This is a genomic window from Micromonospora endophytica (assembly GCF_003236305.1).
GTDB classification, from domain to species: domain Bacteria; phylum Actinomycetota; class Actinomycetes; order Mycobacteriales; family Micromonosporaceae; genus Micromonospora; species Micromonospora endophytica.
On record NZ_POTX01000282.1, the window covers coordinates 1 to 6,864 of the forward strand.

General features: G+C 70.2%; 2 protein-coding genes and 1 riboswitch. Of the genes, one reads left to right on the forward strand and one right to left on the reverse strand.

The window, feature by feature from the left end; translation table 11 throughout:
• Nucleotides 1-70 precede the first annotated feature (70 nt).
• Nucleotides 71-697 (reverse strand): thiamine phosphate synthase, encoded by a 627-nt coding sequence (locus C1I93_RS26760; RefSeq protein WP_111246053.1) that lies wholly within the window; start codon nucleotides 695-697, stop codon nucleotides 71-73.
• A riboswitch (TPP riboswitch) is annotated at nucleotides 692-801 on the reverse strand. Its footprint overlaps the gene before it by 6 nt.
• A gap of 254 nt (nucleotides 802-1,055) precedes the next feature.
• On the opposite strand from C1I93_RS26760, the gene C1I93_RS26765 reads away from it, so the two are divergent.
• On the forward strand, nucleotides 1,056-6,864 hold a 5,809-nt coding region (locus C1I93_RS26765), incomplete at its 3' end, for a ThuA domain-containing protein (RefSeq protein WP_111246052.1).

Sequence of the window (6,864 nt, forward strand, 5' to 3'; positions counted from 1 at the left end):
CCCACCACCACCACATCAGGTGTAAGGAGGGGCCCCCTGCTAACGCCTCGTGTATAGGAAGGGCCCCCGCTTAACACGAGAGCCCCCTGATCAGCTCGGCAGCGACACGCGCCGGATCGGCGACATCGGAGAGCGCGCCGACCACCGCCACCCCGTACGCCCCGGCGGCCCGCAGCGCCGGCACCCGCTGCGCCGTCACGCCGCCGATGGCGATCACCGGTACGCCCACCGCCTCGACCACCGCCCGTACGCCCGCCGCGCCGATCGCCGGCGGCAGGCCGTCCTTCGTGGTGGTGGCATGGCAGGGGCCGACGCCCAGGTAGCTCGCTCCGGCGTGGACCGCCGCTACGGCAGTCCCCGGTTCCCGCGCCGTCGCGCCCAGCACGGCGGCCGGACCAAGGACCTGTCGGGCCGCGACCACCGGCAGGTCGTCCGCGCCGACGTGGCCGCCGGCCGCGCCCGCGGCCAACGCGACGTGCAGCCGGTCGTTGACCAGGCAGGTCACCTGGTACGGCGCGCACAGCCCGACCACCCGCCGGGTCAGGTCGTACGCCTGCCGGTCGGTGGCGGTGTCCTCGACCCGGACCTGGACGACCAACTCGGCGTGGGCGACCGGAAGCACGGCCCGCAGCACGGCCAACGGATCGCGTCCGGGTCGGGTGTCGGTGATCAGATGCAGTCGTCCCAGGGACGGCACGGCAACGCTCCTCCCTGCGCCGGCATTACCCGGATCAGGTTCGACGGTCGGGGGCTCACAGCCCCCCTCTCAGCCCGGTCAACCGGGCTCCCGTGGGTCACTTGGCTGTCACCGTACGACAAATCCGCTGGCCTGCCAAGGTGTCGGCGGAAAGACGGCACCACTATCGATGTGTTGCAGAAACGTTACCCATCGAGACCTTGCCATGAACCGATTCAGCCGGGATTAATTTGTTCAGCGACTCGACATAATGCTGGAACGGATGCCCTGGCAAGGTGTCCGGCCCGGCCTCCACCTGGGTCGGTCTTCGGCGAGCTGGCCCCGCAACCCCTGTCCGGCAAGGACAAAGGAGACCGGAGTGTCCCGACCACGCCGTGCCCGCGTACCCATCACCGCCACCCTCCTCAGCCTCGGCCTCGCCATGACCACGCTGGCCGCCGCACCTGCGCAGGCAGCCCCCGCAGCCGTTCCCGTCGCGCAGGCCGCGCCGGCAACCGCGCAGGCCGCCCCCGCAGCGGCTGACCAGCCTTTCTCGGTGCTCGTCTTCTCCAAGACCGCCGGGTTCCGCCACGACTCGATCCCGACCGGCATCGCGGCCATCCAGCAACTCGCCGCGGCGCACGACTTCACCGTCGACACCACCGAGGACGCCGCCGCGTTCACCGACGCCAACCTCGCCCGCTACCAGGCGGTCATCTGGCTCTCCACCACCGGTGACGTGCTCAACAACGAGCAGCAGGCGGCGTTCGAACGCTACATCCAGGCCGGCGGCGGGTACGCCGGCATCCACGCCGCCTCCGACACCGAGCACAGCTGGTCCTGGTACGGCGACCTGGTGGGTGCGTACTTCGCCAGCCACCCGGCCAACCAGACGGCCACGGTCAAGGTGGAGGACCCGGCCCACGAGTCCACCGCGCACCTGCCGGAGCGCTGGTCCCGGTACGACGAGTGGTACAACTACCGCACCAACCCACGCGGCAAGGTGCACGTGCTGGCCACTCTCGACGAGACCAGCTACAACGCCGGCACCGGCGCCATGGGTCACGACCACCCGATCGCCTGGTGCCAGGACTACGACGGCGGCCGGGCCTGGTACACCGGGGGTGGACACACCCGCGAGTCGTACGCCGAGCCGGAGTTCCTGGAGCACCTGCTCGGCGGCATCCGGACCGCCGCCGGGGTGGCCGGTGCCGACTGCCGCGCCTCGCTCAACTCGAGCTTCGAGAAGGTGACGCTGGACAGCAACACCAGCAACCCGATGGAGCTGGACATCGCGCCCGACGGGCGGGTCTTCTACATCGAGCGCGACGGCCGGGTGCAGATCGTCAAGCCGGACACCGGCAACACGGTCACCGCCCTCAGCCTCAGCGTCTTCACCGGCAACGAGGACGGCCTGATCGGCATCCGGCTCGACCCGGACTTCGCCACCAACAACTGGGTGTACCTGTACTACGCCCCCAGCGGCGGCGGGCCGCGCAACTACCTGTCCCGGTTCACTGTCAGCGGTGACCGCATCGACCCGGCCAGCGAGATGGTCGTCCTCCAGGTCGACACGCAGCGCAACACCTGCTGCCACGCGGGTGGGACGATGACCTTCGACTCGGCCGGCAACCTCTACCTGGCCACCGGGGACAACACCAACCCGTTCTCGTCCGACGCGTACGCCCCTATCGACGAGCGGCCGGGGCGCGCCGACTACGACGCGCAGCGCACCTCCGGCAACACCAACGACCTGCGCGGCAAGGTGATCCGGATCCACCCCGAGGACGACGGGTCGTACACCATCCCGGAGGGCAACCTCTTCCCGCCGGGCACCGACAAGACCCGTCCGGAGATCTACGCGATGGGTTTCCGCAACCCGTTCCGGATCGGCATCGACCTGGAAACCGACGTGCTCTACGTGGCCGACTACGGGCCGGATGCCGGCTCGGCCAACCCGAACCGGGGCCCGGAGGGCCTGGTGGAGTGGAACATCGTCGACCGGCCCGGCAACTTCGGCTGGCCGTACTGCCACGGCAACAACCGGGCGTACAACGACTACCAGTTCCCCTCCGGTCCGTCCGGTGCGAAGTTCGACTGCGCGAACCCGGTGAACGACTCGCCTAACAACACCGGACTGACCGACCTGCCGCCGGCCATCGCGGCCACCGTCGACTACGGCTACGCGGCCAACCCGCGCTTCCCGGAGATCGGTGGCGGCGGCGCGCCGATGGGCGGCCCGGTCTACCGGTACGACGCGGACCTCGACTCCGACCGCAAGTGGCCGGCCTACTACGACGGCAAGGCGCTCTTCGGCGAGTGGAACCAGTCGCGGATGTACACCATGCAGCTCAGCCAGGACGGCAAGTCGCTCGTGGACATCAACCGGCTGCTCGACGGGATGAGTTTCATCCGGCCGATGGACTTCGAGTTCGGCCCCGACGGCGCGATGTACCTGATCGAGTGGGGCAGCGGCTTCGGCGGCAACAACGACAACTCCGGGGTCTACCGGATCGACTACATCGCCGGTGACCGGGCGCCGATCGCGGTGGCCGCCGCCGAGCCGACCTCCGGGCCGGCGCCGTTGACTGTCCAGTTCTCCAGCGCCGGCTCCCGCGACCCGGACGGCGGCGCGCTCACCTACGCCTGGACGTTCGGTGACGGCGAAGGCTCCGACCAGGCCAACCCCACCCACACGTACGCCGCAGCGGGCAACTACAACGCCCAGCTCACCGTGACCAACCCCAAGGGACGTACGGCGGTGGCGAACGTACGGGTCACCGTCGGTAACACCGCACCGACTGTCACCATCGAGTTCCCGCCGGACGGCGGTTTCTTCGACTGGGGTGACCAGGTCAAGTACACGATCAAGGTGACCGACCCGGAGGACGGGGCTGTCGACTGCGACGACGTCCAACTCCAGGTCCTGCTCGGCCACGACGAGCACGCCCACCCGCTGGAGCAGCACACCGGCTGCACCGGCGTGGTGCAGACGCAGCTCGCCGCCGGTCACGGTGCCGAAGCGAACGTCTTCACCGTGCTGGAGGCCAGCTACACCGACCAGGGTGGGGTCGGCGGCGCCGACCCGCTCACCGGCCGGGCGCTGGAGATCCTTCAGCCCAAGCGGAAGCAGGCCGAGTACTACACCGAAACCGGGCGGGCCGCGGGCAGCACCGGCGGCGGCGACCCGGGTGTGGTGAAGGAGACCGCCGCTGACAGCGCCGGCGGGCAGAACATCGGCTTCATCGAGGACGGCGACTGGTGGTCTGTCGATCCGGCCAGCCTGACCGGCATCGACGACATCCGGTTCCGGGTCGCTTCGGGGGCCTCCGGCGGCCGGATCGACGTTCGCGCCGGTGCCGCCGACGGCCCGCTGGTCACCTCGGTCACCGTGCCGGGCACCGGTGCCTGGCAGACCTACACCGACGTCACCGCCGAGGTGCCGGCGGATGTCGACGCCCGGGGGACGCTCTACTTCGTGGCCAAGTCCCCGAGCGGCGGCGCCGGGAGCCTGTTCAACGTCAACTGGATGGACTTCCTCGGCAAGGGCGTCACCGACAACGCGCCGCCGACGGTGACCGCGACGGCCACCCCGACCGCCGGCATCGCGCCGGTCACGGTGGCCTTCTCGGGTACGGCCACCGACGCCGAGGACGACACCCCGTTCACGTACGAGTGGGACTTCGGTGACGGTGCAACGGCGGACACCCTGGACGCCAACCACACGTACACCACCCCGGGCACCTTCACCGCCACCCTGACGGTGACCGACAAGCGGGGTGCGAAGGCGTACGCCACCGTCACGGTGATGGTGGACGCGCCGAACACCTCCTGCTTCGGGGCCCGCTCCGACGACTTCGCCGGCGGCGAGCTGAACCGGGACCGGTGGACCACTGTGGTCCGGGAGAACCAGTCGTACGCGGTCTCCGATGGCGCGCTGCGCCTGCCCACCGCGGTGGGTGACCTGTACGGCACCCGCAACGACGCGTCGAACCTGGTACTCCAGGCCGCGCCGAGCGGGGCCTGGCAGGCCACCACGAAGGTGACGGTGCCGGTGACCGCCGACTACCAGCAGGCCGGCCTGATCATCTACGGCGACGACGACAACTACGCCAAGGTCGGGTTGCTCTTCGGTGGCAGCCGGAAGGTGGAGTTCATCCGGGAAACCGCCGGCAGCCCGCGCAACGAGGGGGCCGACAGCACCGCCGCGCCCGCCGGTGACACCATTCACCTGCGCCTGATCAGCGACGGGACGAACCTGACCGCCGCCTTCTCCACCGACGGGCAGACCTTCACTCCGGTCGGCCGGGCGGCGGCGCTCGCCGGGATCACCAACCCGCGGATCGGCCTGTTCGCGCTCAACGGCGGCACCACCGCACCGGTGGTCGACGCCGCCTTCGACTGGTTCCAGGTGACGCCGGACACCCCGGCCGAGCCGGTGGAGCCGTCCGACGAGTTCACCGGCACCGCGCTGGACAAGTGCCGGTGGGACGCGATTCTCCGGGAGGACCCGGCCGCTTACCGGGTCAGCGGCGGGTCGCTGCGCATCGACGTGCCCAATGGTGACATCTACGGCACCAGCAACACCGGGCCGACGAACTTCATCCTCCAGAACGCGCCCGAGGGCAACTGGACGATGGAGACGAAGATCGACGGCAGCCTGCTGGACGAGCAGTACCAGCAGGCCGGTCTGATCGTGTACGCCGACGACGACAACTACCTGAAGTTCGACTATGTGGTGGACAACCAGGCCGGCCAGCCGGTGACGCGGCGGATCGAACTCCGCAGCGAGATCGGCGGGACGATCCAGAATCCGCAGCCCGGGGCGGAGAACCTGACCTCGGCCCAGTGGTACCTGCGGCTGGCCCGCACCGGTGACACCTTCACCGGGTCGTACTCGGCGGACGGTGAGACCTGGACGGCGCTGGAGGAGTTGACCAACGCGGCGGTCGGCGCCACCCCGAAGGTGGGTCTGTTCACCCTCGGTGCCAACCAGACCGCGTCGAAGGCGGCGTCCTTCGACTACTTCCGGTTCTCCACCGGCGAGGCTGACGACACCGCTCCGGTAACCACCGCCGAGGTGTCCGGCACCCCGGTCGAGGGTTGGCACACCGGGCCGGTGACCATCACGCTCTCCGCCACCGACCCGGACGACGGCAGCGGGGTGGCCCGCACCGAGTACCAGCTCGACGACGCCACCGGCTGGACCACCTACAGCGCACCGGTGCAGGTGTCCGGGGACGGCGAGCACGAGCTGCGGTTCCGTTCCGTCGACGAGGCCGGCAACGTGGAGGAGACGAAGCGGGTCGCCGTCAAGATCGACGCCACCGCGCCGGTCAGCACCGCGGCGTTCGCCCCGGCGAACGACGAGGGCTGGCACGACGGCACGGTTCCGGTGGTGCTCACCGCGACCGACGCCGGTTCCGGGGTGAAGCTGCTGGAGTGGTCGCTCGACGGCGACGACTGGCAGCCGTACACCGCACCGGTCGAGGTCAGCGGGGACGGAGCCCACGAGTTGCTCTACCGGGCCACCGACAAGGCGGGCAACGCCGAGACGCTCAAGTCGGCGGTGGTACGCATCGACGGCACGAAGCCGACGCTGCTGGTCTCCGGAATCGCCGACGGCCAGCTCTACGGTGACAGCCAGGACGTCCGGGTGTCCTGGCAGGCGGTCGACCCCACCTCGGGCATCGCCGGGGTGGTCGGCACGCTGAACGGCCGGCCGTACGCCAGCGGCACCCTCCAGGCGATGTACGAGCTGCCGCTGGGCCTGCACGAGCTGACGGTGACCGCCACCGACAAGGCCGGCAACGCCACCACCGCCAACGTCCGGTTCTTCGTCACCACCTCGTTCCGGGACATGCAGAACCTGCTGGACCGGTTCAAGGCGACCGGGCGGCTCAAGAACCAGGCGTACAACCAGTTGTCGAACCGGCTCTCCAACGCCCGTACGGCGGAGGCGGCGGGTAACGACAACCGGGCGATCAACCAGCTCACCGCGTTCCGCACCCTGGCGGGTGACGCGTCGCTGGTCGCCGAGGCGGAGATCCGGGACGTGCTGATCCGGGACGCCGACGCGATGATCGTGCGGCTCGGCGGCTCGGCCAGCAAGGCAGGCGTACGCGCCAACGACGGCGACTCCGTCGCCGGCACCGGCCGCCTCGCCAGCGACCCCACCCGCCTACCCC